The organism is Ralstonia sp. 25C (assembly GCF_051904805.1).
GTDB lineage: Bacteria > Pseudomonadota > Gammaproteobacteria > Burkholderiales > Burkholderiaceae > Ralstonia.
The window spans coordinates 1,371,442-1,395,615 of the sequence record NZ_CP196738.1; the positions used below are offsets into that span (position 1 = coordinate 1,371,442).

Genomic DNA, 24,174 nt, shown 5'->3' on the forward strand with positions numbered 1-24,174 from the left:
CGTGTTGTGGATGAGGGGTGGGCCGGGGACACCTGATCTGCACAACCGGTTGAAACCTGCCCTTGGCTTGCATATTGCGATACTGAGTGGTATCGTATTAATCAATTTTAATACTGTCAAGTACCGGAATTGCCGTGAGCGAAAACAGTCAGGGCCGGCGCGGCCGGCCCGCCAACGAGGCGCTTCGCCAAACGATCGTCGACGCCGCCTGCGAACTCTTTGTGGAATTGGGTTTTCAAGCGACGACCATGGACAAGGTCGCGCAGCGGGCGAAGATATCCAAGCTGAGCATCTATCGGCACTTCGAGAACAAGGAGGCGCTGTTCAGCGCGGCCATGGTGGCCCGCTGCGATCAATTTGCACCGCAGGCCCTTTCTGAAGGGGGCGACGGTTCGGCCGAAGACCAGCTCGTGGCGGTCGGGTCCTCCCTGCTTCGCACGCTGTTGAGCCCGGACGTCCGCAGTGTCGAAGCCATGGTGTTGGCCGACAAGACGAATCAAAAGTCGTTAAGCAAGCTTCATTACGAAGCCGGGCCGGCCCATGTCATCGCCCACATCGAGGCCGTGTTGCGTCAGTTGCACGAGAAAGGGATGCTGAACGTAACCGATGCGCACCTGTCCGCCCGCTTGTTTGCCGCCCTTTTCAAAGGGGCCGATCTCCTGCTGATCGCGCGCTTCGATGAGGCGAGAGCAGAGGACGACAACGAAATCGAATCCTATTGCCGGTCGGCCGTCGCTATGTTCATCGCCGCGCACGGTGGCATCTAAAGGTGCGCTATTACGGCCGATGAAGAACACGCAGCGATTGCATGCGCTGTTCGCTGAGCAACCTATGGATGATGCGTGGACGACTGATGGGCGTGGCCATTGCACGAGCGCAAAAGCCGCCCGAGCGGGCAGGCAGAGGCCGCTTTACACACGAAAGCGGACGTTCATAGGTAAGGCATCAACGACCGCTATCGGCCAATCGTGGACGTTCACAAGGGGCCGCTTTCGAGCGGGGCGCTAGGTTGGCGGCACCGGTTCGCGCCAGCACGTGAATCGGTTTGACTTAATCAGTTCCCGTTTTTCGGCTTGCGCAGCGGGTATTCTATGAGAATCTCGCGGCACTGCGAGATGATTGACGGTAAGAACGTCTGGTCAAACGATTCATTGAACTCATGCGTCTCCAATATGTTGTTGGGCGTGATGTGAATCCGCACATCGATGTGCCCGCTTGTCTTGGCCGTCAAGGTGACGCCGAGGTTTGGCTCCACGCAGTCAAGCTTCGCAGCGCCCGATAGGGACTCGTAGAGACGCTCGCATTCATCGAGGAGTTTCACCAACTCACTCAGGTGCACAATGGGGCCGGCCGTCGAAACGGTTGACCTAGCGGAGTCGCATCGCGCGGTCACTTGCAGCCAGTTTCCATCCCAGTAATCTTGCGCCAATGGAAATTGACGACCGTGGACCCAGAGTTTCAACCCCCCAATCTGCAGGCTGGGTTCATCCAAATTCACGTGAGGTTGCTCGGACATTTAATCGGATTCGGTTGTTGCGGGTGAACATGGTGCCGGTGCGAATCATATAGGCTAGTCTGTGGCACTGCGCCTTGCTGTGAAAAGCTGGACCAGTGCCTCAAGCGGAGGGCAGTAGTGATGACTACGAACAAACGCAACATCCCCGTTAGGTTGATTGTTGCAGCAGCCTTCGCGGCCTTCATTGGCGTGAGTCTCATTGCCGCATACATCTGTAGCCGCTTCCCTAGCCCCAAAGAGGCGTGCATTAGCAACTGCGTGGCCGTCGGCAAGCGTGGGGTGATGGAATATGTTATCCGTGAGGAGTTGACGCGAGGGATGCACGGCAGGGGGCCGGAAGAATGTCGCTGCAGATGAGGCAGGTAGCGACCGGTTGAATCCGCACGCCCCAGGTGGCGGAGGTGATCACCGTCAACGACGAGCCGACCGCGCCGTTGGCAGAACCACTTGCGCCGTTGCTGGAACAGAAGAAGATTTCCGACAATCTCCGCGCCGCTCTGGATGGTTGGTGTTCAACCGCCAATTGGCGAGGTTACATTGGGACGTGGCAGATACGTGACGGCGCACTGTACTTGGTCAAGCTTGGCTCGCGATGCCATGAGCCGAGCGAGGCGCCCCTGGAGGCGGTAATCCCCGGTGCTTCCTCGCCTCAAAGGGCATACTGGTTTTCTGGCAAGCTCACGATTCCTTTGGTTAAAAGGAACAGTGGTTGGCATCTCGGTGAGGAGTTCATGCTCATGCGATACGAACTCGTTACCGTTGTTCACGGAGTAGTAACTGACAGGAAGACCATCGAGCGAGCGACCTCGACATGGTGGCTCAACTAGCGCCAATTCTTCTCCGCGAGCCAACGACTGAGCGACCGCGTTCGACCAGTAACGGCCGGTCGATATCGTCAGTTCAGTCGTTGACAATGCCCGGCACCCGTTCCTGGAATCTACCCCTGGCTAGAATGTGATCCTACCTAAGGATGACCTCTCGAATGACGACGAAACAAAGAGTTGCCACTGCGCTGCTTGGCGCGCTCGCCTGGATCATCATCGACCAGTCGACGAAGGCTTTATTCAAACAAATATTGACGTCCGGCGAAGTCGTGTCATTTCTTTCAGGAAGCCTTCTGGTTCTTCCCACCTATAACCACGGTGCGTTCCTAAGCCTCGGGGCGGAAATGTCTGATGCGACTCGCAATATCGTTTTCATATATGGCGTCCTGGCGATTCTGGTCTGCCTGTTCGGTTGGCTGCTGCGGTCGCCCAAGCTCGGCCGTACCGAGGTCATTGCAATATCCAGCATTCTGGGTGGGGGGCTCAGCAACCTTTTCGATCGTTGTGTCTACGACGGTAGGGTTTTTGATTTTCTGAACATAGGCATCGGGCAGTTGCGAACGGGTGTATTCAACGTGGCAGACGTTGGAATTATGCTCGGCGTGGCGCTCATTCTCTTGCGTGGTGTAAAACGCGGATCCACGTTGCCTGGGTCCTCGGCGGCCTGAGGAATGAAAGCCCTGAGCATGGCTGATGACTTCCTTGGATGCTGTCGGTAGTCCGACTGGGGGTGGAAGCGGCCGTTGCCATTTGCTCGCGAGAGGCCGCTCCCGGCTGCGGATTCAACCGGTCGATGCAACACACTAGAGACTGCGTGAGCAGTGGAGGTGTTGCAAATGAAACAACGGCGCCGGATCTACTACACCGAGAGTCAGAAGGCACTCATGTGGGAGCGCTGGCGTAAGGGCGACTCTCTCCAGCACATTGCCCAACTGTTCGATCGGAACCATTCTTCTGTACAACGGATTCTCGCGCAGACTGGTGGTATCCAGCCAGCGCAACGACACCGCTCCAGACTAGCGTTGACGCTTGCCGAGCGAGAAGAAATCTCCCGCTCGGTTGTGGCGGGGCTCTCGATACGTTCGATCGCCTTCCGGCTAGGGCGAGCTCCGTCCACAATTAGCCGCGAACTCCGGCGAAATGGCGGAAGCCATAGCTATCGTGCGAATCAGGCCGACGAGCTTGCCTGGGCTCGAGCACGCCGACCCAAGACATGTAAGCTCGTCAGAAACCGGACGCTGGCTCAGGTCGTGGCAGCCAAGCTGCGGCTACAGTGGTCCCCTGAGCAAATTGCCGGCTGGCTCAAGCACGCATATGCCGTCAACAAGGACTACCTGGTGTCACACGAGACGATCTATCGCAGCCTGTACATACAGGCCCGCGGTGCGCTTAAGAAGGAGCTGCTCGAACACCTGCGGCGTGAAAGAGCCATGCGTCGTTCGCGGCACCATACGCAGAAGACGGACGACCATGGTCGGATCTGCGACACGCTGCCGATCAGCGAGCGGCCTGCTACGGCGGACGACCGTGCGGTGCCCGGTCATTGGGAGGGCGACATGCTGTGTGGTAGCGGCGGCACCCAGATCGTGACCCTTGTGGAACGCCAAACGCGCTATCTCATGCTGGTCAAGATCGACAGCAAGGACAGCGCGACAGTCGTCAACGCGCTCGTAAAGCATGCGCGCAAACTGCCGCAGGAACTCTATAAATCGCTCACCTGGGATCGCGGGCCAGAGATGGCACAACACAAGCGCTTCACCGTTGCTACGGACATCAAGGTCTACTTCTGTGATCCTCATCATCCCTGGCAACGCGGCTCGAACGAGAACACGAATGGCCTCCTGAGACAGTACTTCCCGAAAGGGACTGATCTCTCCGTGCATTCACAGGCTAAGCTCAATGCTGTCGCCAGACGGCTCAACGAGCGTCCGCGCAAGACTCTAAACTTCGACACGCCAGCGGAACGATTCCATCAATACGTTGCATCGACCGGTTGAATCCGCAGCCAATAGCGGGCATTCCGATACCCCGACCGATTTCTACGAGGCAATAGTGGATGCAGATTACGTGAATGCGCAATTGGCGGTCTGCCAGCGTTTCCATACCCAGTATTTCGGATGCGACCAGATGCTGAAGGTCGGCATCTCGCGCAACGTCAGGGAGGGACTGCGCCCCCTAAACGGCTTGCGGCTAAAGCCAGAGGGCGAAACGTCGGGCTGGTACATCTGGGCGGGAGAGCAATTCTCTGAGTCCCCCGATTTCTTCGGGCCTCTACATGTTTCGCATTTGCTGGATTGGGCTCCGCTGGCCATCCCATATTTAGGGCTGCCGCCAGGGTGGCGGTTCCTTGTCTCTGAACGGTACGAGGATGTATGGGCGGCCCCATCTTTGCTCCAGACCCCATAGCCGCCGTCCGCTTCCGGCCAACAACGGCCGTTCCGCCGATAGAATGGCGCAACACAACTGAACGCATACGCACCTGCAAATGACTGACAAATTCGATGGCTACAACGAAGCGCTGACTGCGCTGGTCAACGAAGCCATTCGGTGCTCGCCTGAATCGTGGGAGGCCGGTCGATTGACAATTCAGTGTGATGGCCACCGCATCGACTACAGGCTCAAAAATGTGGAAGCAAAAGATAAGGCGGTCATCTCAAACGAGCTCGCCCGGCTGTGTGAAGAATACTGGGGAGCCTTCATGAAGAACGGTGAGGCTTGGCTAGAATCAGAAATCGATTTCCGGCGAGTCGAGGGGAGATGGAAATTCAGCGCGAGCTTCAAGTATCCGAAGCCAGCCACCGTAGCTACCCCGCCGCGTAAGCCATTTTGGAAGCTCTGGAACTAGCAATCTGGCCTGCCTCGTGATGTAGCTAGGCAAGCTGGACGACCGCTATCGGCTGCGGATTCAACCGGTCGATGCAACACACTAGAGACTGCGTGAGCAGTGGAGGTGTTGCAAATGAAACAACGGCGCCGGATCTACTACACCGAGAGTCAGAAGGCACTCATGTGGGAGCGCTGGCGTAAGGGCGACTCTCTCCAGCACATTGCCCAACTGTTCGATCGGAACCATTCTTCTGTACAACGGATTCTCGCGCAGACTGGTGGTATCCAGCCAGCGCAACGACACCGCTCCAGACTAGCGTTGACGCTTGCCGAGCGAGAAGAAATCTCCCGCTCGGTTGTGGCGGGGCTCTCGATACGTTCGATCGCCTTCCGGCTAGGGCGAGCTCCGTCCACAATTAGCCGCGAACTCCGGCGAAATGGCGGAAGCCATAGCTATCGTGCGAATCAGGCCGACGAGCTTGCCTGGGCTCGAGCACGCCGACCCAAGACATGTAAGCTCGTCAGAAACCGGACGCTGGCTCAGGTCGTGGCAGCCAAGCTGCGGCTACAGTGGTCCCCTGAGCAAATTGCCGGCTGGCTCAAGCACGCATATGCCGTCAACAAGGACTACCTGGTGTCACACGAGACGATCTATCGCAGCCTGTACATACAGGCCCGCGGTGCGCTTAAGAAGGAGCTGCTCGAACACCTGCGGCGTGAAAGAGCCATGCGTCGTTCGCGGCACCATACGCAGAAGACGGACGACCATGGTCGGATCTGCGACACGCTGCCGATCAGCGAGCGGCCTGCTACGGCGGACGACCGTGCGGTGCCCGGTCATTGGGAGGGCGACATGCTGTGTGGTAGCGGCGGCACCCAGATCGTGACCCTTGTGGAACGCCAAACGCGCTATCTCATGCTGGTCAAGATCGACAGCAAGGACAGCGCGACAGTCGTCAACGCGCTCGTAAAGCATGCGCGCAAACTGCCGCAGGAACTCTATAAATCGCTCACCTGGGATCGCGGGCCAGAGATGGCACAACACAAGCGCTTCACCGTTGCTACGGACATCAAGGTCTACTTCTGTGATCCTCATCATCCCTGGCAACGCGGCTCGAACGAGAACACGAATGGCCTCCTGAGACAGTACTTCCCGAAAGGGACTGATCTCTCCGTGCATTCACAGGCTAAGCTCAATGCTGTCGCCAGACGGCTCAACGAGCGTCCGCGCAAGACTCTAAACTTCGACACGCCAGCGGAACGATTCCATCAATACGTTGCATCGACCGGTTGAATCCGCAGCCAGAAGCGGTCCTTCGGTAACCGCCCGTCGGATTGAAGGCTAGGGCCTTTGCATCAAGTAGGCTGGCAAAAGGCCATTCGCTTCCAAGAAGGCTTTGTGCGCATTCAAAAGCTCGTTCGCGTCGGCCAGCGCCCCGGATGCAAAAGAGGGGTTGGCAATCCATTCAAAGTTATTTTTGACGAATTCGCGAACGCGTTCGTACTCGCCGACAGACCAAGGATCAATCGGCTCAAAATCTGCCTCCAGCTTACTCAGATAGCCACGAAGTGCCTCAACGTATGATTCGGCCAGCGTGACATCTGCAACAGTCGCGCATGCGACGCGATCAAAGAAGCGTTGTAGTGCGAATTGTGTTTCAGCGCGATTCACGTGCAACCTTGGAATAGTCGATCAGCCCAGGCCGAGCCTCATCACCGTCTTGCAGCTCAAACGTACGCGTTCTTCACAGTGCGTGGCTAGAGCGAAAAATCGACGTCGCCACTCTTGACGATGCCGCCCCAACGGCTGGGCGCCCTTTGATTGGCCCAGTACATGTTGGTGTGCCGTATCACGGCATCCGGTGGTGGTGCGCCGATGCTAGTCCGGTCCTCTGTCGTATGCGCATCGCCGACCAGCGTCGCATCATAGCCGCGCACCAAGGCGCCATGCAGCGTCGATCGAATGCACATGTCCGTCTGGGCGCCTGTGACGATGAGTTTGCCAACGCGCAGGCTCGATAACACCTGCTCCAGGTTGGTGTCCTCGAATGCATCGCGATAGCATTTTTCGACAATGATCTCTTCGGGCGCCGGTGTCAGTTCAGCAACGATCTGCCACGCTTCGCTTCCAGCTTTTAGCGATTCATCGGAATGCCGAACCCACACGACCGGCACGCGGGCACCGCGCGCCCGCATGATCAGCGTGCTGACGACGGCGAGTATTTCATCACGTTGATACGCGCCAGCTACGACGTCGTTCTGGAGGTCGATAACCAGAAGCGCAGTGTTGGGACGGTCGGCCAGCGTTGTCATAGGAAAATTTCTCTCGAGGAAAGCGGCATGTTATGCCTATTGGCGCTCCGTTGAAGCCGGTGGAGCGACGAGTTCAATCTTGATCAGGTAGACCCCTAGCGCGCTTACCTTTTCGGTAACGCTGATCGCGCCGCGTTCCGGCAGAGACGGTAGGTTCCACAGGGATGCGCACGTCTTGATGGTGCCGGCGCCGCCAGGGTCGACAAACTGGACGGCGCTGTGGCAGCTTTTTGTGGCCCGGACTTTCTCAAATGCAGCTTGGCTGGTGGCCACGCGATCTGCAGTGAAGCGGGGAATTGCAGTTGCCCAGGTCCACGTCGTGAAGGCCCCGTACAGCGCAAAGCAAACAAATTGCCCCACTGGCCCGATCTTGCGCTTTGACGAGGTGTCCGTCGTTGGAAAATCGAGTACGGCGAACAGCGTTGCGACAATCACACCTCCGGCCAAGGCGATATAGAACCTTGGAAACAGGGACGGAGCGTAGCAATCGCGCGCAAAGAAGAACGCCGGGTAGATAGACAGCAACAAAAGGAACAGCAGGGACAGGCCCAGGATTGCTTTGTGTCGCGCAAGCATTTCGTGTGTTCAGGCGGACGGGTATTGCTGAAAGGCAGCAGGATTGCGACGAGTTCCAACGGCTGTGTTCGGCCATGAACGCGCCCTCAGGCCGCTACATTACCGACATCCAGTCGTAGTCTCCCAAATAGGCTAAGAAGTCGTCGACGACGTCCGGCGCGAGATCGAAGCGAGTTCGATAGCCACCTTTCGGGTGCTTTTCGATGATCTCGACGTCGCGTATGCCCGGGGCTGATTCCAGGAGCTGAAAGAGCTCGGCCTGCTCGCGGTCTGTATAGTCGTTCGCACTCCGCCGCCGCATGAGCCGATGGTATTGCCTCATCTTCTCCCCTCGGTTCACCGTATCGATTTGCCCTATGATAAGGCTCCGAGCTCTGCAGCCCCGACGATTACCTACACAGACTGCTATGCGGCCCGAATACATTGACGTTCAATGGCGCCATAGTTCCGATGCGGACCCCACGCGTCTTGTCTCGGAGCTTGATGTGCAGCGCATGGAAATTCGAAAACTCGAATTCTTCGGGGACGGGCGAGTCGGCTACGCCTCAGCAGACCACACTTCGCATGGGACTGCGCTGGGCTTACTCCCTGTTCCGCCGCTTGCCGAGATAAATGCTGACCCTCAGTTCGTCGGTGTTGGCATCACCGCTGCGGAGTTTTCGGCACTATGGCTCAAGCATGTTCCAATGGTGTCCGCTCGCGGCCACGGTCGGTAGACGAGGGACGAGCCATCGCCGTCCGCTGCCGGCCAAGAGCGAACACACAGTGCCGTAGACATCGTTGCCGAGCCTTTATGAGCTGGAAGTCTACGAGCTTGATTCGAACCGACGGGATACGTTGAATGACCCTAGAGATGGAATTTGAACGGCTTCGGCTTGCCTCAATTGAAGCCGCAGACGCGTCATATGAAGACTACCGGGTGGTCGAGCCCGTGTACCTCGAAGTTTTGCGCCTCGTGCTCGCGAATCCCGACTCACGCGAATTCTTTGTCGAGCGCTTTGTTGCGATGGCGACGCGGACGCTAGCCTCGCCTTGGGCACTGGTTCCATTTTGTATGCGTGAATTAAGGTTCCCGGAGGTATTGCAAGCCGTCCGCGCGCACATGGACCAGCTTTACGCGGTCCAAAAGCATGCGCGCTACATGAACTACTGCAGTGACGTGGTGAAAGCCTACACAGACTTCGTCTGGGAGGATGCTGACATGTGGGACTACTTCCGCGCAAAGGAGCTAGTTCCTGCGGTGGTACCCGTACTCATGAAGCGTCTCTCGATTCCAGATACGGAGACACAGTTCAATGCGCTGTACGCGCTTGCAGCCCTTGGGAGTGAAGCTGTTGAAGCGCAAGAGGTCGTTCGGGATTTTCTGAGCCGCCAGCCCGACTCGTCTTCCCTTGCAGAGCACGCCCGAGCAGTGCTGGAGGCTATCACCTCAGCTAGCGCGGCTTGCAGGTCGCGACCAGCGGAGGGCTAGGTTCGTTTCCGGTGCCGACCGTCTGCATCCGGCTGCGGATTCAACCGGTCGATGCAACGTATTGATGGAATCGTTCCGCTGGCGTGTCGAAGTTTAGAGTCTTGCGCGGACGCTCGTTGAGCCGTCTGGCGACAGCATTGAGCTTAGCCTGTGAATGCACGGAGAGATCAGTCCCTTTCGGGAAGTACTGTCTCAGGAGGCCATTCGTGTTCTCGTTCGAGCCGCGTTGCCAGGGATGATGAGGATCACAGAAGTAGACCTTGATGTCCGTAGCAACGGTGAAGCGCTTGTGTTGTGCCATCTCTGGCCCGCGATCCCAGGTGAGCGATTTATAGAGTTCCTGCGGCAGTTTGCGCGCATGCTTTACGAGCGCGTTGACGACTGTCGCGCTGTCCTTGCTGTCGATCTTGACCAGCATGAGATAGCGCGTTTGGCGTTCCACAAGGGTCACGATCTGGGTGCCGCCGCTACCACACAGCATGTCGCCCTCCCAATGACCGGGCACCGCACGGTCGTCCGCCGTAGCAGGCCGCTCGCTGATCGGCAGCGTGTCGCAGATCCGACCATGGTCGTCCGTCTTCTGCGTATGGTGCCGCGAACGACGCATGGCTCTTTCACGCCGCAGGTGTTCGAGCAGCTCCTTCTTAAGCGCACCGCGGGCCTGTATGTACAGGCTGCGATAGATCGTCTCGTGTGACACCAGGTAGTCCTTGTTGACGGCATATGCGTGCTTGAGCCAGCCGGCAATTTGCTCAGGGGACCACTGTAGCCGCAGCTTGGCTGCCACGACCTGAGCCAGCGTCCGGTTTCTGACGAGCTTACATGTCTTGGGTCGGCGTGCTCGAGCCCAGGCAAGCTCGTCGGCCTGATTCGCACGATAGCTATGGCTTCCGCCATTTCGCCGGAGTTCGCGGCTAATTGTGGACGGAGCTCGCCCTAGCCGGAAGGCGATCGAACGTATCGAGAGCCCCGCCACAACCGAGCGGGAGATTTCTTCTCGCTCGGCAAGCGTCAACGCTAGTCTGGAGCGGTGTCGTTGCGCTGGCTGGATACCACCAGTCTGCGCGAGAATCCGTTGTACAGAAGAATGGTTCCGATCGAACAGTTGGGCAATGTGCTGGAGAGAGTCGCCCTTACGCCAGCGCTCCCACATGAGTGCCTTCTGACTCTCGGTGTAGTAGATCCGGCGCCGTTGTTTCATTTGCAACACCTCCACTGCTCACGCAGTCTCTAGTGTGTTGCATCGACCGGTTGAATCCGCAGCCAGAAGCGGTCGGTATTCCTTACGCCGTAGCCAGGGACCGCTGCCAGCCATAAGGACTCAATCGACGCGACCGCCACAAGCGTTGACCGCGGCGTACAGCCCTCCGATCATTCGACCAGTTATGAGGCTCAGATTTGCACGGACCGGATCATGATTTCGTTTGACACTGGAAGTCATCACTTCAATCTCAGGGCGGCTGCCGTCATCTTCCGCGGCGAGCACGTGCTATTGCATCGGGCGGATGGGGACACGTTTTGGACGCTTCCCGGAGGCAGAGTCGAGCCCGGCGAGCACGCCGCACGGACAGTTATTCGGGAGATGCAAGAGGAGGTGGGCGTAGGGATCTGCCCAGAAAAGACGCTGTGTATTGTCGAAAACTTCTTTACTCACAACGGGCAACCTAACCACGAACTCGGCATCTATATCGTTGCGAGTCTTGAACCCGGATCGCCGTTACTGGATTTGTCTGCTACGTACCTCGGTTCCGAGCAGGGCAAGCGGTTAACGTTCGCATGGTTTTCTCTGCAACAACTATCTGACATCGACTTGCGCCCCGTCTTTCTTCAACGGTTGCTCCAGGCGGGAGATCTCTCTCTGGCACATGTCGTCCAGCGGGAATCGCACTTCGAGATCTCATACTGAGCTAGCTTTTTCGATCGCCCCTCCCTGTGGCTGGAATATTTGCTCCGGGCTATGTGTACGATCAATCGCAAGGCCGTCGTAGAGCATCTGCCTTCGAGAAAGACGAACATTTGCAAAGCGCGCCCGTTAATCCCTGCAAGCGGCCGCTTCCAGCCAAGAGCAGCCCCTCATTGCATTCCGAGCTTTCGTGCCTGCAATTGACGCAGCGGCCATTCCGTTGGGTTGGTTTCTCGAGAAGGCCACCAGAGAGGTCTACGGTTCCGATGTTGCGTTGCGGCAATGTCTTGTAGACCCTTCCCTCGTCCGAATTTCCTCCAGCGCCGATTCGTTCCGGATACGCCATGCCCCGTAAGGCTTTGCGGGTCACCGTCGGAGCTTGTATCCGGAACTAATCAAGCGCTGTATCCGCAACGAATCGATCGTTTCACGCCGCGTGAACGCCGCGCCAAGGTTGTCCACAGCACCGCCCAAAGCGCATACAGAAATTGACGCAACCGCTTGATGCACAAGGAGTTGTTGCACGATGTAACGGTCGGAGAGCTGTGGATAACCTCCGCCCCGCAGAGTCGATTCTGTTTGGCTGCACGTTTGCCGAAAGCCGTCAAGCCCTTTGTTATGCCGAGGTTCCACGGCATGGCGGGTTATGCACAGAACATGTGGATAAGTCTGTGGGAAACCGCATCCGACCCGCATGGCGACGGCTTCTGGTCGGTGTTGCTCGCGAATTCGGCACCGGCGTGTTCGTGAGCATCGCTTCAAAATGGAGCATCGTGCAACGTTTGATTACAACCTGATACAGCACCACGGCCCGCTGTTGACCAGACTTCCGGCATGCGACCACGAGTCGCAACCGATCATTGAAGGAGAACAACATGGCTCGGGTACTGACGATTCTGCTGGCCGGCGCAACGCTGTTGACGGCCACCGGTTGTGCTGACATGACGGCGCGCCAACGCAATACCGCCATTGGGGCGGGCGTGGGCGGCTTGGCAGGTGCGGCGCTGATTGGCGGCCCTGGCGCAACGCTGGGCGGCGCCGCGCTGGGTGGCTTGGTGGGTAACGTTTCGACGCGCTGATCACGCATCGCCCAATAGAACAATCGCCTAAGAGAAAACGGCCCCGCGTTGTCAACGTTGGGGCCGTTTTTACGCCTGCGCGCGGCTGTGCGCGCGCAGCAGCGCGTCGATGGCCGGCACCTCGAGCGGTCGGCCAAACAGGAAGCCCTGCACTTCATCGCATGCATGCGCGGCCAGGAAGGCCGATTGCTCAGGCGTTTCCACGCCCTCTGCGGTTACCGTCATGTTCAGCGCACGGGCCATCGCGATGATGGTCTTGGTGAGTGCCACGCAGTCGGCCACCGCCGGCACACCGCTGATGAACGAGCGATCGATCTTGATGTTGTGGATCGGCAAGCTGCGCAGGTACGACAACGACGAAAAGCCGATGCCGAAATCGTCGAGCGAGATGCGCACGCCGCGCGCGGTCAGGCTCATCAGCAGCCGCTGCGTGGATAGCCGATCGGCCAGCAGCACGCTTTCGGTCAATTCCAGTTCCAGACGCGACGGCGTCAGCCCGGACGCTTCGATCGCTTCATCCACATCGCGCTCGATCACACCCGCATCGCACTGGCGTGCGGAGACATTGACCGAGATGCGCCCGGTAAAGCCGAAGTTGCGCTCCCATGCTTGCCCCTGCGCGCAGGCTTGCATGAGTGCCCAGCGGCCGAGTTCGAGGATGTAGCCCGATTCTTCCGCCACGGCGATGAACTCGGTGGGCGAGACCGCACCGAGCTCCGGGTCCGACCAGCGCATCAAGGCTTCCACGGCCACGAGTTCGCCCGAGGCGAGGGCATATTTGGGTTGATACACCAGCCGCACCTGGCCGCGCGCGAGGGCACGCCGCATGCGCTCGTTGAGCGTGAAGCGACGCAGCATTTGCGTTTCGAGCGCCCGCGAATACCGCGCGACGCGGTTGCGGCCGTTTTCCTTGGCGCGGTACATGGCCGCTTCGGCATGGCTGACCAGCGTGGCCGCGTCGCCGCCGTCGTCCGGGAACCTCGCCACGCCAATGCTGGCGGATAAGTGCAACTCGCGGTCCCCGCCAGTAAAGGGTTTGGCCAGCGCCTCCAGGACTTGCTGGCTTAGCGAGTCGGCCGCATCCGGGGCGTCGATGGCGACGCAGAACTGGTCGCCACCCAGGCGTGCTACCAGAGCGCGCTGTCCGGCCTCGGCGCGGATGCGTTGCGCCGCCAAGTTCAACACCTGGTTGCCGATGTGGTGGCCCATCGCTTCGTTCACGGTCTTGAAGTGGTCTAGGCCGATGTATAGGAGCGCAGCTTGTCCGGTGGATGGCAACGTCAGACGCGCATCCAGTCGTTCGATGAAGGCTGCGCGATTGGGCAGCCCGGTCAGCGAATCCTTGGTCTCCAGCAGACGCAGCTGCTCGACGGTTGAGCGCTCGGCTGTGATGTCGCTGAAGATGACCAGCACCGCATGCGGCGAAGCGCTGTCGGGCGAGAACATCGGCAGCACCGACTCGCGCAGCCACACGATCTGCCCGTTTGCGGCCGGCACACCCACCACCACATTGCTGATGGCGCGCCCCGTGCGGGCGGCCAGCGTGGTCGGCCATGCGGCGCGCGGCAGGATCGCGCCATCTTCGCCGAGCACCATGTCGCTCAGTGTCATGCGCGGCCGGCCTTTCCACGACGTGCCGGATAGCCGCAGGATTTCTGCCGCGCTGCGGTTGTACGACAGCACGCGACCGTCGGTGGACAGCGTCAGCACGCCTTCGCTCAGATGATTGACGACGAGGCGGTATTGATCGCGCAAGTCACGCGCCTGACGGTATTCGCTCTCCAGGCGCAGCAGTTTTGCCAGCGCCCCGACGATGCTGCCGCACGCGTGGCGCAAGGGGGCATCGTCGACATTGCTGACGCTGGGCGCCGCGTAGAACAGGCACAGCAGATCGTCACCGAGCGCCGCGCCGCCTTGCTGAGCGGGAAGGCGGCACAGCCACACCGGCAGCGCTGTGCCGAGCGCACGGGCGAGCGTTTCGCGCAGGGCTGTGGGCGCGTTCGGCAGACGGATCAGTTCAATCGGCGCCAGATCGTTCAGCAACGGCGCGATGTGGGAGAGTTCGACATCCGGGTCGTACTGCCCAGGGGCTTGCTCACGGTGGGTCAACTGCGCGCGCGCCGCTTGCGTGCCATAGATCCGCGCCCGTCCGGAGACCACGCGCACCACCACACATAGCGCGCTGGGTAGCGCCGCTTCAAGCGCGCGCAGCGCGGCATGCAGCCGTTCGCCCAGCGATGCGGCGGACGGCAGTGTGGACAACAGATGGTCGAGATGTTCGTGCGGTAGCGCCGCGCCAATCGCCTCCGCGCTCAGCAGGCGCTCGCCCGCCTTGCCGGGCAGTTGCGCATCGAGCGGCAGCGGCAACCCGTGCACGACGACTTGCTGCGCGGGCAGGCCATCAAAGCGCGAGGGCGTGACGGTCAGCCGCACCGCCACCGGTTTGCTGGCGGCATCTAGGGAAATGAGCGAGGTGAGTTGCGCCGCTGACATGCCGGCCGAGGTGGACGCATCGGTGTTGGCTTCGGCGTGGTCGGTTGCGCCGAGCCAGGCCGGCACATCCAGGAAGAAGCGCGAGAAGGGCTCACCGAGCAACTGATCGGCCGACAGCGCGCGCACCATGCAAACCCCGGCCGCATTGGCATACACGATGCGGCCTTCCAGGACGACATAGAGCGGAACGGGCAGGCTTTGCGCCGACAGCGGATAGGTAAGTTCGTCTTGCATCCCACGCTCCAACCAAGAGGTTGCCCAGGATACTGCCCCACGCAAGCCGCGCGCCGCGAGACGGGGGCTAGCCGGCAGAGGGCGGGGCAATGCCATTCATGATGCGCAAAAGTTGTGAGTCGTGCAAATTGTTGATTTGTGGCCGATGCAACACATTTTGAGCCAATTTTATCGGCGGGCTGCGCTTGGCTGGTACGGCGTCGGTTAAAGCAGCTGGCGTTGAATCGTTTGCCGGGGATACAGCTTCGGTTCCATCTACGGGTTTTCTGCCACGGCGAAACGCTGCTCGATCCGGCGCTGGGTGCACGCCAATCCAATGGCACACATCTACACACACGTGCCAATTGTCACGATGAAATAGGCGCTGATGCGTTCGATTGGACGTTCTGGAAAGAAAAGGGGCGTGGTCGCAAAAAAGAGGAATCCCAGCAGGAAAGAAACAAAAGCAGAGTGTCAAAACGGCGTGGTAAGCGCGGTTTCATCGTTGTCTCATCCAGCGACCAACCAAGAGGTGCACTGCGTTGAACAGCTTTTCCTCTGGCTGCGAATCGGTATGCCGCAGCCACGCAAAAGGGCTTTTGATGTCGCGCTCCGGGTGGATGCATTCGCGGTATAGCGTGCACGCGTGACGACGTGTGCGGTACGGCGACGATGTCGAGCAATGGCGCTGATGATGCTGGTCGCGTTGCCAGAATTGCGGGACCCGGTTGCCCTTGCTATGGTGATTGCACTGATGAAATGCAGTGCGACATCGGTTTGAGGCCATCGCGTGACGACGTACGTTAATCCGATGCATCAATCGGACTTTCGGGTGCAATGCTTAGCAGTCGATGTGCCTGAATTGGTTTGACACGGAGTTGTACGCTTGATGGCCCCTCAGGTTGTAGGCCCAAGAATGTTGAAATTTCATTTCAGTTATGAATACAATTGATCTAATATCTGATCCACACCAGACTTTATCGGGAGCGCATATGGCGACATACAAGGAATTGATTGCACAAAAGGCTAAGTTGGAGGAGCAGATTGAAAACGCTCGCGCCAAGGAACTGGAAACCGTGATCCAGCAAGTTCGCCAGACGGTTGCCGAATACGGCCTGTCGGCTGAGGATCTGGGTCTGGCACCGCGCCGTGGCCGCCGTGCCGGTTCCAAGGCACCGGTACCGGCCAAGTACCGTGATCCGAAGACGGGTGCAACGTGGTCGGGCCGCGGCCGTGCGCCGGCCTGGATCGGCAAGAACCGCGACAAGTTCCTGATCGCCTGATCTGACTGACCGCGCCCAGTGCGCGCGTCAGAGCTCGGATGGCCCACCCTACGGTGGGCCGTTTTCATTGGCGCGCGCGATCCACGTTCCTGTATAACGACGGCATGACGCCTCGCCTGCCCAAATACCTTGAACTGGCCGATCGCATCCGGCTCGACATCCTGCACGGCGCATTGCCCGCCGGCAGCGTTGCGCCCAGCGAGAACGAAGTCGCCCAGCGCTACGGCGTATCGCGGCTGACTGCGCGCCGCACGCTCAATGAACTGGCGGCACGTGGGCTGCTCAAGCGCTCGCGCGGGCAACGCAGTGTGGTGCTCGATCGCGTGGGGCCGCATCGGCCGGTGCTGTATGCGCCGGGCCAGTCCGACGCTGCGTTGGAGTATGTGCCGGGCGCCGTCTATACGGTGAGCGTGTTCCGTGTGGAGCAGGCTGATGAAACCGTCGCCACCGCGCTGAGTTTAGAGGTGGGTGCGCAAGTGGCTTTCGTCGAGCGCCGCGCGCAGGTAGGCGGCCAACCGATCATGCTGCTGCGCACGTGGCTGACCTCCCGGCTGGCCGCCATGCTGGAGGCGCGTGATTTTGAAGATCGCCTGTTCGTGCAGGTGTTCCAGCGCGCCAATCTGACCATCGCGCGTTCGCGCGAGGCGCCCCTGGCCTGCGTGGCCGATGCCCACCAGGCGGCTCAACTCGACGTAGCGATGGGCGTACCGCTGGTCCGCGTGCGCCGCATCGGTTATAGCGGTGCCGACGTGCCGATCTCCCTCACCTATTGCGATTTCTCGCCCGAGCGCTACACCCGCGAAGTTGACATCCGCGTGCTGCAGAACGACTAAGAGCCGCTAACAAAACCGCCCTGGCGTCGTTGCGCCTCCCGCAGTGACCAACACTCGGTACTGCTTGTACTGTCTGCGTCGGCACGCCTAGCCAGGACAGCTTTGTTAGCGGCTCTAAACCCGCACTGCGCCAGCACGGTGCAGAAAGCGCGCCACAAACCCCTGCGAGGGGACTTGTCTGCCTGGGGTAGCCAAGCTGGGCAGCGCCACTTTTTCTTCCAAGCGCCCATTTGCTGCGTTGTGACGCCGTCGTGCTGCACTGGCACGGCTGTTGCATTGACTCGCCCCGATTGCGCGGGGCGGGTTGAGCCGCCTTCCCCGCGAAGCAATCCACTCAACCGCGAATAACGGTCTTGGCCGGAGAGATTCGGGTTGAGGAAATCGATGCCTGCCAAGGCGCGATCTGGTCGGACATTCGCCCAAAACCTATCGAAAGCGGAAGTGCGGGACGAATGCAGATGGATTCTTTTTTGCGATTCACTACTCGGGGGAAATCAAACACTATGACAGCACATCAGAAGACGGTGGCGGGCAAACTCACTGCCTGTGCCTTGACGGCAGTCGCGTTGTTGACGGGGGCAGCAGATGCGGGGGCAGTTGAGTGGAGCGATACCTCCATCGGCTATCGCTATGGCACCCAATTCGCAGAGCCATTTGTGGGTGACGGCATTCACAAGAACATTTTCAACTTCACGCACGCCAGCGGATACAAGTACGGCACCAACTACCTGAACGTCGATTTCCTGCAGTCAGACAGCAAGGACGCCAACGCGCAGGAAGCCTACGTCGTGTATCGCCATACGCTGGATATTGGCAAGGTGCTCGACAAGAACCTCAGCGCCGGGCCTATCCGCGGTTATGGTTTGACCGCCGGTTTTGACTGGAACACCAAGAACGACCCCGGCTACGCGTCGAAGAAACGCATGCTAGTGGTCGGCCCGACGGTGATGATGGACGTACCGGGTTTCCTGAACATCAGCCTGCTGATGCTGTGGGAGAGCAACGAGCCGGTTGGGGTCACAAGCCGCTACCACTACAAGGCGCACCCGATGCTGAATGCCGCATGGGGCATCCCCATTGGATCGACGGGTCTGTCGTTTGAAGGGTATGCCAACTACATCGCGGCCAAGGGCAACAACGAATTCGGCGGCGGCACCGCGCCTGAGTTGAACATCGACGCCATGCTGATGTACGACCTGGGCACGCCTTTGCACCTGGGCAAGAACACGCTGCGCGTGGGCATTGAATATCAATACTGGCGCAACAAGTTCGGCAACCCGGCATCGGTGCCGGGCTCCCTGGCAAAAACGCCGATGGTGCGTGCCGAATACCACTTCTGATGGGCTGCCGCCGGTACCTTTGGTATTGGCGGGCTGTTTCCTTGTCACCGCCCGTGTGTCGACAGCATGGGCGTGGGTTGTCAACGGCGTCCGAAGATTCGGGCGCCGTTTTTTGTGGTGCAAGCCAACCGAAAGCCGTTAGCCGGTGCGCGCCAAGCGTATGGGCGGCTCGGCCGGTTGTGGCGAATTCAGCAACATGGCGCCGCGCTGGGTGGCCACGAACACCGCCTCCGTTCGGCTGCGCACCTCCAGCCGGCGATACAGCGCATTGATATGCGCCTTGGCTGTCGCCTCCGAAATGCTCAGCATGCGGCTGATGGTTTTGACCGGGTGCCCGCGCGAGAGCAGCACGAGAATTTCATATTGCCGCTGGGTAAGCCCCAGTAATGCGGAATCGTCATGACCATTGGATGCGCCAGCGGCCGAGGATTCGGCGCGGGCCAACACAACGGAGGCGGGCACATAACGGCCGCCGGCCAATACCAGTTCCAATGCCGCGGCAATCAATTTGCCGGAATAGCTTTTCAGCAGATAGGCAGAAATATTCAATTGCATGAGCGCACGTACGTGCGCCGCTGAGTCGGTTTCACCCAGCACGGCAATATGTCTCGGATGCGGCTGTTGCAGCAACCGGGAGAGAGCTGGCAGATCGTCGATGCCCGGAATGGGCAGGCCGATCAGGGCCAGTTCGGCGTCCGCATGCGCCGCAAGGTTTTCAAAAAGTGCCTCGTCCGGCTCGACGCTGACGACCTCGGAAATGGCCGGCAAGGACTGCAAAACGTGGGTGGCACCGGCACGCACCAATGGGTGCGCCTCGACTACGATTGATTTCACTGCGCCGCCTGTCTGGTTATGGTTGTTTGCCCATGACCGGAATCAGCCGTGGCCTCGTCCATTTGGACCGGCGCGATCCAAATACATACAGACGTGGCTGGTGGAAATGCAATGGCGCGCGGTTTCGGTATGTTTCCCCGTTCAACCGGTGGTCACCGCAGTACGGTGCCGCCGGGCCAAAACCTTGCTACGCCATTCAGGCGCAATTTCCTTCCGGTTTTCTTATTTATGTCGCCAGGCGCGGGGGATATACCCCGCCAAAATCCGCAGAATAAATCCCCAGCATGCTTGTTGCACCCATCAATGGGATGTAAACCTTTTTGTTTACCCTGATTGGATGTGTGCAAGACCGGTATAGATATCAGGATCAGGCGGCAGCAGCTAGCCCCACTTCACGCCCATTGACTCGGGGCAAAATTGGGGCCTGCGGTGGCGTAGGACAGGCGGGGAGCGTGGCGGCGGTGTGCCGCCGGGGGCTTATTGCGCGACGACCGAGAAGCGCGGCATCGACAGCGGCTGTTTTCCGTCGCGGCCGTAGGGGGTGCCGCCGCCATTATTGGCTGCGTGCAGGACAGACAGCGCATTCTGCGTGGCACGCAGGCGCAGGTCGATCAGGGCGCCGTTGTCGATATTGCGCTGGCGCAGGGCGCGGGCCAGGGCGAGGTTCTCGTCGAACAGGCGGCTGGCGGTTTCGTCCGAGCGCAGGTATTTCACTAGCCCGTACGGATCTGCGCCGCCGTGCTGCGCCCACCAGAGGCGGCGCTCACGGTCGGCTTCGCCCAGGGCGGTGAGCTGGTTCTGCTTGGTCTGGGTAATGCGCTCGAGCTCGGCCATGTCGCCATCGCGCAACGCCTGGCTTTCGGCTTCCAGGGTTTGGGTGGCGGCGCGCAGCAGTGCCTGCTCGTCGGCAAGGGTGCGGATTAGCAGCGTGTTATCCATGGTGGCGACCTATCAGCGTGGGGAGCTTGGGTAGCCACCGGCCCGCATGGGCTGAGCGCCACCCCGCCGCGATCAGCCCATGCGGGCCGGCGGCGTCATCAAAAACGAGGGACAGGCGCGGGAAGTGCCCCGTCAGGCCTTCTTGCTTCGCGTCGAGAGCAGCGACTGGGCGTCGGACAGTGCCGCATCGGCGATCTTGCCGGCGTCCATCTTCAGCGTGCCGTTCTTGATGGCGGCGCGAATCTGCTCGACGCGTGCTGCGTCGAAGTCGCCACTGCCCACTTGGCGCGAGACTTGTTGAATCGAGAGCGACGGGGTGTCGCCACTGTGGCGCGTCGAGCCCGCAGCCGTGCTGCTGGCCGACGGTGTGCTCGTGGCGCGGGCCGACCCGGACGTGGCGTCCTTGGCCGGCACCACGGCGGGCGCGTTGTTGACGATATGGTTGATTTTCACAGGTGTCTCCGAAGAGCGCGTTCATCCTAACACCCATATCGGCCAACCCCGGCTCAAACTTTAGCGGCGGAATGCGATTGCACATCACACAGGGAGAGTGATCGATTCGCATCAAACCGGCTCAAAACTGGACGGCGACCACGCCAACCGACTGTGCAATCCCCGAGATGACGTTGCCGTTGGCGGTGCGCACCTGCGCCACTTGGCCAATGGCCGCCTGATTCAGCGCCCGTCCGTCACTGGTGACTTGAAAGCCACCCCCATCTGCGATGAGCTTGACGGTCTGGCCCGCTTGCACGGCGATGGGCAAGCGCAGGCTCTCGGCGCGCAACGGCTGGTTGGGCGCCACGCTGGTGATGAGTACGCGGCCCACCACGTCCGCAGGTTGCTGCACCACGGAGGGCGGCAGCGCAGACAGATCGCCCGTGCGCGCCTCCAGGTCGCCCATGTCGAGCGTCTTGCCTGGCGACAACTGGTGTGCGGCCACGTAATACGTTCCGCTGATCTGAATCGTGGCTGGCACCCATGCCGCCCAGGCGTGAGGCGAACGGCAGCGCACGCCCACTTGTATACGGCCGCGCAGGCGGTTGGCGGCGGGCAACATCAGGTCGATCTGATCACACGGCTGGTTGGCGATGCGCGGGTCGATGGGGCCGATTTCCGCCGAGGCGCGCGGGGCGCCGGCGTCATTGGTGCCGCCCAGGATGTCCAGTTGCGATTGCAGTTGCTGCTGAATCTGCATCTGGATGGCGGTCGGGCCCTGGATGGTAGTAGCAGGCGCTTGGGCGGGCGCACCCACATTGGCGGCGGGCGCGTACCCCACACGCATCATGCCCTGGGCATGTGCCAGCAGCGGATGGACCAGGCTTGCGAGCAGGCCCATTGCCAGGATGACCAGCAGCTTGCGCTGGCGTGCGGCCAGCGGCATGGCCGTGGCGGCGGCAACGGTGGGGTGGTGCGCCTTGCGTGCAAACCGGTTGGACATGACAGCCCTCCATCAAAAGTCCGGTGAAGTGTAGCCACGCGCGCGGGAGAGCCAAATGCGGAAATGTCGGCCAATCCCCCCCTTATTCGGACGAATGCACTTGCGCACCGGCCCCTAGACTTTGCAACGTGGTGAAGTCCCTGGCGTTGCGCGGTGTCTGGTTGTGCCTCGCGTGACCTGTCCTGGTGGTCGTGTTCGTGGCGGCTGCTGGATCGCAGACAGTCCTTTTCCACTGAGGTGCATGACGGCAACTCAGCAGCACGCGGTAACAAGCGGTTTTTGGAGCCGGCATCGGCGGTTTTGAAGGGGCCGCCGGTGCCGCAGTCTCCACCCCCTACAGAATTGGAAACACAAACCCGGCGGGCGCGCCAGCAACAGGGCGCCGCGCGCAAGGAAGACAGACATGGTCGACAAGCTGGATCAGTTGTTCGGTTTTCAGGAGCAGGCGCTGCACTTGCGTTCGCAGCGGCACCAGATCCTGGCCTCGAACATCGCCAACGCCGATACGCCGAATTACAAGGCGCGCGACTTTGATTTTCAGTCGGCGCTGCAGAACGCGGTCGGCCAGCAAAGCGGTAACAGCCTCCCGATGATGGCAACGGCGGCCGGTCACTTGACCACCACCGGCGCCCCGGCAGGCGATGTGACGCCGATGCAGGCGTCGCTATCTCAGCAGACCAAGGCGCTGCAAGGTGAGGTGCAGTACCGCACCTCGCAGCAGCCCTCGATTGACGGCAACACGGTGGATATGGACGGCGAGCGCATGCGCTTTGCCGACAACACGGTGCGTTACGAGGCCGACCTGAACATCGTGACGCAGAAGATCAAGTCGATGCTGGCGGCTATTCAGAACAGCTAGTCCGCTGAATCATTGAAATGGGAGGTGAAGGACATGCCATGGGGGATGCAGCGCTAGGCGCAAAGCGCAGCAATAGCTGGCTATTGCGAGCATTTGCAACGACGCGATGCGCCCCCATGGCATGGCAAGCACCGACCAATTTCAGTGATTCAGTGGACTAACACGACGTACAGGGCAAGACGACCACGCAGCAGTCAGGCGTGGCGAGAAAGAGGGGCGGGAGTGATGTGGCGCCCCGGGCCAGGCAGATCTGGCTCGGAGCGCGCCCTCACAACGGCAAGTTAGACCCGGCAATTGCGCCGGGCACAGTATTCAGAAGACAGCGGAACCAACATGTCGCTATTCAAGGTGATGGATGTGGCTGGCAGCGCGCTCACCGCGCAGTCCAAGCGCATGAACGTAGTGGCCTCCAACCTGGCCAACGCCGAGAGCGTGACCGGCCCGGACGGCACCGCCTACCGCGCCAAGCAGGTGGTATTCACCCCCGCGCAGCAGACCGACGGCGATGCCTATGCCACAGGCGTGTCGGTCGACCGCGTGGTGGAAGACACCGTCACGCCCATGAAGCGCATGCACCAGCCGGGCAACCCGCTGGCCGATGCCGATGGCTACGTGACCATGCCGAACGTGGATCCGGTCGAAGAAATGGTCAACATGATTTCCGCCTCGCGCTCGTACCAGGCCAACGTGGAAGTCGCCAATACCACCAAGACGATGGCCTCCAAGGCCTTGACCCTGGGCCAATAAGCGGCGCCCGTCCTAGCGAGAGACCAACATGACCGTCAGCGCAACCAGCAACACCAGCAGCACCACGAATACTGGCAACCAGCTTGCCGTCACCAGCGGCACCGATCTGCAGAACACGTTCATGCAGCTGCTGGTCGCGCAGCTGAAGAACCAGGATCCGCTCAACCCGATGGACAACTCGCAGATGACCTCGCAGTTGGCGCAGATCAACACCGTCAACGGCATCCAGCAGTTGAACACCACGATGACCAACATGGCCACGCAGAACGCCGCCACGCAGGCGTCGTCGCTGATCGGGCGCAGCGTGCAGGTGCCATCGTCGTCGCTCACGCTGGCATCGGGCACGGCCAACTTCGGGATTTCGGTGCCCAACGGCGCCGACGATGTGGTGGTCACCATCAAGGACGCGCGCGGCAACACCGTGCGTTCCGTCGATCTGGGCCAGATGGCGCCCGGTAGCGGCAGCTACGCCTGGAACGGCAAGAACGACAGCGGCACTACGGTGGCTGACGGTACGTATTCGATTTCGGTCTCCGCCATGCTGGGCGGCAAGACCACCACGGCCAACGCCACGGGCGCCGACAAGGTAACGGGCGTGACCATTACCAACGGGACGACGCAGCTGCAACTGGCCTCGGGCAACACGGCCAAGCTGTCGGACATCACGACGATTCAATAACGCGGCGA

Annotated in this window: 28 protein-coding genes; 17 read left to right on the forward strand and 11 right to left on the reverse strand. The window is 60.3% G+C overall.

Annotated features, from left to right (window positions below; genetic code table 11):
* The first annotated feature begins 134 nt into the window (after positions 1 to 134).
* Positions 135 to 767 carry a TetR/AcrR family transcriptional regulator gene (locus ACS7SF_RS24550; protein ID WP_439893085.1) on the forward strand — a complete coding sequence of 211 codons (633 nt, stop codon included), beginning with the start codon at positions 135 to 137 and terminating at the stop codon, positions 765 to 767.
* Between the two features lie 287 nt (positions 768 to 1,054).
* On the opposite strand, the gene ACS7SF_RS24555 is transcribed toward ACS7SF_RS24550, so the two are convergent.
* Positions 1,055 to 1,516 (reverse strand): WapI family immunity protein, encoded by a 462-nt coding sequence (locus ACS7SF_RS24555; RefSeq protein ID WP_439893086.1) that lies wholly within the window; start codon positions 1,514 to 1,516, stop codon positions 1,055 to 1,057.
* Between the two features lie 401 nt (positions 1,517 to 1,917).
* Between ACS7SF_RS24555 and ACS7SF_RS24560 the strand changes: the two genes are divergently transcribed.
* The 6 genes from ACS7SF_RS24560 (at position 1,918) to ACS7SF_RS24585 (ending at position 6,460) form a co-directional block, all read left to right on the forward strand.
* Complete coding sequence (locus ACS7SF_RS24560; protein WP_439893087.1) at positions 1,918 to 2,343, forward strand: hypothetical protein; 426 nt, start codon at positions 1,918 to 1,920, stop codon at positions 2,341 to 2,343.
* A 155-nt stretch (positions 2,344 to 2,498) separates the two neighbouring features.
* Positions 2,499 to 3,008 (forward strand): signal peptidase II, encoded by a 510-nt coding sequence (gene lspA, locus ACS7SF_RS24565; protein WP_439893088.1) that lies wholly within the window; start codon positions 2,499 to 2,501, stop codon positions 3,006 to 3,008.
* A gap of 168 nt (positions 3,009 to 3,176) precedes the next feature.
* Positions 3,177 to 4,337 carry an IS30 family transposase gene (locus tag ACS7SF_RS24570; protein ID WP_439893089.1) on the forward strand — a complete coding sequence of 387 codons (1,161 nt, stop codon included), beginning with the start codon at positions 3,177 to 3,179 and terminating at the stop codon, positions 4,335 to 4,337.
* A 70-nt stretch (positions 4,338 to 4,407) separates the two neighbouring features.
* Entirely contained in the window at positions 4,408 to 4,746 is a 339-nt protein-coding gene (locus ACS7SF_RS24575; protein ID WP_439894477.1) for an immunity protein Imm33 domain-containing protein, read from the forward strand.
* A 79-nt stretch (positions 4,747 to 4,825) separates the two neighbouring features.
* On the forward strand, positions 4,826 to 5,185 hold the full coding sequence (locus ACS7SF_RS24580) for a hypothetical protein (protein WP_439893090.1): 360 nt from the start codon (positions 4,826 to 4,828) through the stop codon (positions 5,183 to 5,185).
* A 114-nt stretch (positions 5,186 to 5,299) separates the two neighbouring features.
* Positions 5,300 to 6,460: an IS30 family transposase gene (locus ACS7SF_RS24585; RefSeq protein WP_439893089.1), complete on the forward strand. Its 1,161-nt coding sequence runs from the start codon at positions 5,300 to 5,302 to the stop codon at positions 6,458 to 6,460.
* 48 nt (positions 6,461 to 6,508) lie between these two features.
* Here ACS7SF_RS24585 and ACS7SF_RS24590 read toward each other — a convergent pair whose 3' ends face one another.
* The 4 genes from ACS7SF_RS24590 to ACS7SF_RS24605 all read right to left on the reverse strand — a co-directional run bounded on the left by ACS7SF_RS24590 (position 6,509) and on the right by ACS7SF_RS24605 (position 8,377).
* Positions 6,509 to 6,838 (reverse strand): hypothetical protein, encoded by a 330-nt coding sequence (locus ACS7SF_RS24590; RefSeq protein WP_439893091.1) that lies wholly within the window; start codon positions 6,836 to 6,838, stop codon positions 6,509 to 6,511.
* An 86-nt stretch (positions 6,839 to 6,924) separates the two neighbouring features.
* Positions 6,925 to 7,479 carry an isochorismatase family protein gene (locus ACS7SF_RS24595; RefSeq protein WP_439893092.1) on the reverse strand — a complete coding sequence of 185 codons (555 nt, stop codon included), beginning with the start codon at positions 7,477 to 7,479 and terminating at the stop codon, positions 6,925 to 6,927.
* Positions 7,480 to 7,515: 36 nt separating this feature from the next.
* Positions 7,516 to 8,055 (reverse strand): hypothetical protein, encoded by a 540-nt coding sequence (locus tag ACS7SF_RS24600; RefSeq protein ID WP_439893093.1) that lies wholly within the window; start codon positions 8,053 to 8,055, stop codon positions 7,516 to 7,518.
* A gap of 94 nt (positions 8,056 to 8,149) precedes the next feature.
* Positions 8,150 to 8,377, reverse strand: a complete 228-nt coding sequence (locus ACS7SF_RS24605) for a hypothetical protein (RefSeq protein WP_439893094.1) — start codon at positions 8,375 to 8,377, stop codon at positions 8,150 to 8,152.
* A gap of 85 nt (positions 8,378 to 8,462) precedes the next feature.
* Between ACS7SF_RS24605 and ACS7SF_RS24610 the strand changes: the two genes are divergently transcribed.
* Positions 8,463 to 8,771 carry a DUF6881 domain-containing protein gene (locus ACS7SF_RS24610; RefSeq protein WP_439893095.1) on the forward strand — a complete coding sequence of 103 codons (309 nt, stop codon included), beginning with the start codon at positions 8,463 to 8,465 and terminating at the stop codon, positions 8,769 to 8,771.
* A 125-nt stretch (positions 8,772 to 8,896) separates the two neighbouring features.
* Positions 8,897 to 9,526 carry a hypothetical protein gene (locus tag ACS7SF_RS24615; protein WP_439893096.1) on the forward strand — a complete coding sequence of 210 codons (630 nt, stop codon included), beginning with the start codon at positions 8,897 to 8,899 and terminating at the stop codon, positions 9,524 to 9,526.
* 40 nt (positions 9,527 to 9,566) lie between these two features.
* Here the strand turns inward: ACS7SF_RS24615 and ACS7SF_RS24620 are convergent, their stop codons facing one another.
* Positions 9,567 to 10,727 (reverse strand): IS30 family transposase, encoded by a 1,161-nt coding sequence (locus ACS7SF_RS24620; RefSeq protein WP_439893089.1) that lies wholly within the window; start codon positions 10,725 to 10,727, stop codon positions 9,567 to 9,569.
* A gap of 213 nt (positions 10,728 to 10,940) precedes the next feature.
* Here ACS7SF_RS24620 and ACS7SF_RS24625 point away from each other — a divergent pair, with 213 nt between their 5' ends.
* Together ACS7SF_RS24625 and ACS7SF_RS24630 are read left to right on the forward strand one after the other, a co-directional pair.
* Positions 10,941 to 11,432 carry an NUDIX hydrolase gene (locus ACS7SF_RS24625; RefSeq protein WP_439893097.1) on the forward strand — a complete coding sequence of 164 codons (492 nt, stop codon included), beginning with the start codon at positions 10,941 to 10,943 and terminating at the stop codon, positions 11,430 to 11,432.
* Between the two features lie 872 nt (positions 11,433 to 12,304).
* The gene (locus ACS7SF_RS24630; RefSeq protein ID WP_439893098.1) at positions 12,305 to 12,508 is read left to right on the forward strand and encodes a hypothetical protein; all 204 of its coding nucleotides are present in this window, start codon (positions 12,305 to 12,307) and stop codon (positions 12,506 to 12,508) included.
* Positions 12,509 to 12,577: 69 nt separating this feature from the next.
* Here ACS7SF_RS24630 and ACS7SF_RS24635 read toward each other — a convergent pair whose 3' ends face one another.
* Positions 12,578 to 15,235, reverse strand: a complete 2,658-nt coding sequence (locus ACS7SF_RS24635) for a putative bifunctional diguanylate cyclase/phosphodiesterase (protein ID WP_439893099.1) — start codon at positions 15,233 to 15,235, stop codon at positions 12,578 to 12,580.
* 971 nt (positions 15,236 to 16,206) lie between these two features.
* Between ACS7SF_RS24635 and ACS7SF_RS24640 the strand changes: the two genes are divergently transcribed.
* The 3 genes from ACS7SF_RS24640 (at position 16,207) to ACS7SF_RS24650 (ending at position 18,670) form a co-directional block, all read left to right on the forward strand.
* On the forward strand, positions 16,207 to 16,497 hold the full coding sequence (locus ACS7SF_RS24640) for an H-NS family nucleoid-associated regulatory protein (protein WP_426399127.1): 291 nt from the start codon (positions 16,207 to 16,209) through the stop codon (positions 16,495 to 16,497).
* Positions 16,498 to 16,601: 104 nt separating this feature from the next.
* Complete coding sequence (locus ACS7SF_RS24645) at positions 16,602 to 17,330, forward strand: GntR family transcriptional regulator (protein WP_439893100.1); 729 nt, start codon at positions 16,602 to 16,604, stop codon at positions 17,328 to 17,330.
* A 503-nt stretch (positions 17,331 to 17,833) separates the two neighbouring features.
* Positions 17,834 to 18,670, forward strand: coding sequence for an outer envelope protein (locus ACS7SF_RS24650; RefSeq protein WP_439893101.1), 837 nt, complete (start codon positions 17,834 to 17,836; stop codon positions 18,668 to 18,670).
* Between the two features lie 138 nt (positions 18,671 to 18,808).
* Here ACS7SF_RS24650 and ACS7SF_RS24655 read toward each other — a convergent pair whose 3' ends face one another.
* The 4 genes from ACS7SF_RS24655 to flgA form a co-directional block, all read right to left on the reverse strand.
* A complete protein-coding gene (locus tag ACS7SF_RS24655; protein WP_439893102.1) occupies positions 18,809 to 19,504 on the reverse strand; it encodes a LuxR C-terminal-related transcriptional regulator in 696 nt (231 codons plus the stop codon).
* A gap of 477 nt (positions 19,505 to 19,981) precedes the next feature.
* Positions 19,982 to 20,443, reverse strand: a complete 462-nt coding sequence (locus tag ACS7SF_RS24660; protein WP_426399124.1) for a flagella synthesis protein FlgN — start codon at positions 20,441 to 20,443, stop codon at positions 19,982 to 19,984.
* 132 nt (positions 20,444 to 20,575) lie between these two features.
* Positions 20,576 to 20,896 carry a flagellar biosynthesis anti-sigma factor FlgM gene (gene flgM, locus ACS7SF_RS24665; RefSeq protein ID WP_439893103.1) on the reverse strand — a complete coding sequence of 107 codons (321 nt, stop codon included), beginning with the start codon at positions 20,894 to 20,896 and terminating at the stop codon, positions 20,576 to 20,578.
* A gap of 121 nt (positions 20,897 to 21,017) precedes the next feature.
* On the reverse strand, positions 21,018 to 21,881 hold the full coding sequence (gene flgA / locus ACS7SF_RS24670; RefSeq protein WP_439893104.1) for a flagellar basal body P-ring formation chaperone FlgA: 864 nt from the start codon (positions 21,879 to 21,881) through the stop codon (positions 21,018 to 21,020).
* Positions 21,882 to 22,284: 403 nt separating this feature from the next.
* Here flgA and flgB point away from each other — a divergent pair, with 403 nt between their 5' ends.
* The 3 genes from flgB to ACS7SF_RS24685 all read left to right on the forward strand — a co-directional run bounded on the left by flgB (position 22,285) and on the right by ACS7SF_RS24685 (position 24,166).
* The gene (gene flgB / locus ACS7SF_RS24675) at positions 22,285 to 22,740 is read left to right on the forward strand and encodes a flagellar basal body rod protein FlgB (RefSeq protein WP_426399121.1); all 456 of its coding nucleotides are present in this window, start codon (positions 22,285 to 22,287) and stop codon (positions 22,738 to 22,740) included.
* 333 nt (positions 22,741 to 23,073) lie between these two features.
* Positions 23,074 to 23,487, forward strand: coding sequence for a flagellar basal body rod protein FlgC (gene flgC / locus ACS7SF_RS24680; RefSeq protein ID WP_366170389.1), 414 nt, complete (start codon positions 23,074 to 23,076; stop codon positions 23,485 to 23,487).
* Between the two features lie 28 nt (positions 23,488 to 23,515).
* Positions 23,516 to 24,166: a flagellar hook assembly protein FlgD gene (locus ACS7SF_RS24685; protein WP_439893105.1), complete on the forward strand. Its 651-nt coding sequence runs from the start codon at positions 23,516 to 23,518 to the stop codon at positions 24,164 to 24,166.
* Positions 24,167 to 24,174 lie beyond the last annotated feature (8 nt).

Bases quoted from the DNA above. Each gene is read 5' to 3' on its own strand.
- ACS7SF_RS24555 (WP_439893086.1), bottom strand. From the start codon at position 1,516: ATGTCCGAGCAACCTCACGTGAATTTGGATGAACCCAGCCTGCAGATT.
- lspA (WP_439893088.1), top strand. From the start codon at position 2,499: ATGACGACGAAACAAAGAGTTGCCACTGCGCTGCTTGGCGCGCTCGCC.
- ACS7SF_RS24570 (WP_439893089.1), top strand. From the start codon at position 3,177: ATGAAACAACGGCGCCGGATCTACTACACCGAGAGTCAGAAGGCACTC.
- ACS7SF_RS24580 (WP_439893090.1), top strand. From the start codon at position 4,826: ATGACTGACAAATTCGATGGCTACAACGAAGCGCTGACTGCGCTGGTC.
- ACS7SF_RS24585 (WP_439893089.1), top strand. From the start codon at position 5,300: ATGAAACAACGGCGCCGGATCTACTACACCGAGAGTCAGAAGGCACTC.
- ACS7SF_RS24595 (WP_439893092.1), bottom strand. From the start codon at position 7,479: ATGACAACGCTGGCCGACCGTCCCAACACTGCGCTTCTGGTTATCGAC.
- ACS7SF_RS24600 (WP_439893093.1), bottom strand. From the start codon at position 8,055: ATGCTTGCGCGACACAAAGCAATCCTGGGCCTGTCCCTGCTGTTCCTT.
- ACS7SF_RS24605 (WP_439893094.1), bottom strand. From the start codon at position 8,377: ATGAGGCAATACCATCGGCTCATGCGGCGGCGGAGTGCGAACGACTAT.
- ACS7SF_RS24610 (WP_439893095.1), top strand. From the start codon at position 8,463: ATGCGGCCCGAATACATTGACGTTCAATGGCGCCATAGTTCCGATGCG.
- ACS7SF_RS24615 (WP_439893096.1), top strand. From the start codon at position 8,897: ATGACCCTAGAGATGGAATTTGAACGGCTTCGGCTTGCCTCAATTGAA.
- ACS7SF_RS24620 (WP_439893089.1), bottom strand. From the start codon at position 10,727: ATGAAACAACGGCGCCGGATCTACTACACCGAGAGTCAGAAGGCACTC.
- ACS7SF_RS24625 (WP_439893097.1), top strand. From the start codon at position 10,941: ATGATTTCGTTTGACACTGGAAGTCATCACTTCAATCTCAGGGCGGCT.
- ACS7SF_RS24630 (WP_439893098.1), top strand. From the start codon at position 12,305: ATGGCTCGGGTACTGACGATTCTGCTGGCCGGCGCAACGCTGTTGACG.
- ACS7SF_RS24635 (WP_439893099.1), bottom strand. From the start codon at position 15,235: ATGCAAGACGAACTTACCTATCCGCTGTCGGCGCAAAGCCTGCCCGTT.
- ACS7SF_RS24640 (WP_426399127.1), top strand. From the start codon at position 16,207: ATGGCGACATACAAGGAATTGATTGCACAAAAGGCTAAGTTGGAGGAG.
- ACS7SF_RS24645 (WP_439893100.1), top strand. From the start codon at position 16,602: ATGACGCCTCGCCTGCCCAAATACCTTGAACTGGCCGATCGCATCCGG.
- ACS7SF_RS24650 (WP_439893101.1), top strand. From the start codon at position 17,834: ATGACAGCACATCAGAAGACGGTGGCGGGCAAACTCACTGCCTGTGCC.
- ACS7SF_RS24660 (WP_426399124.1), bottom strand. From the start codon at position 20,443: ATGGATAACACGCTGCTAATCCGCACCCTTGCCGACGAGCAGGCACTG.
- flgA (WP_439893104.1), bottom strand. From the start codon at position 21,881: ATGTCCAACCGGTTTGCACGCAAGGCGCACCACCCCACCGTTGCCGCC.
- flgB (WP_426399121.1), top strand. From the start codon at position 22,285: ATGGTCGACAAGCTGGATCAGTTGTTCGGTTTTCAGGAGCAGGCGCTG.
- flgC (WP_366170389.1), top strand. From the start codon at position 23,074: ATGTCGCTATTCAAGGTGATGGATGTGGCTGGCAGCGCGCTCACCGCG.
- ACS7SF_RS24685 (WP_439893105.1), top strand. From the start codon at position 23,516: ATGACCGTCAGCGCAACCAGCAACACCAGCAGCACCACGAATACTGGC.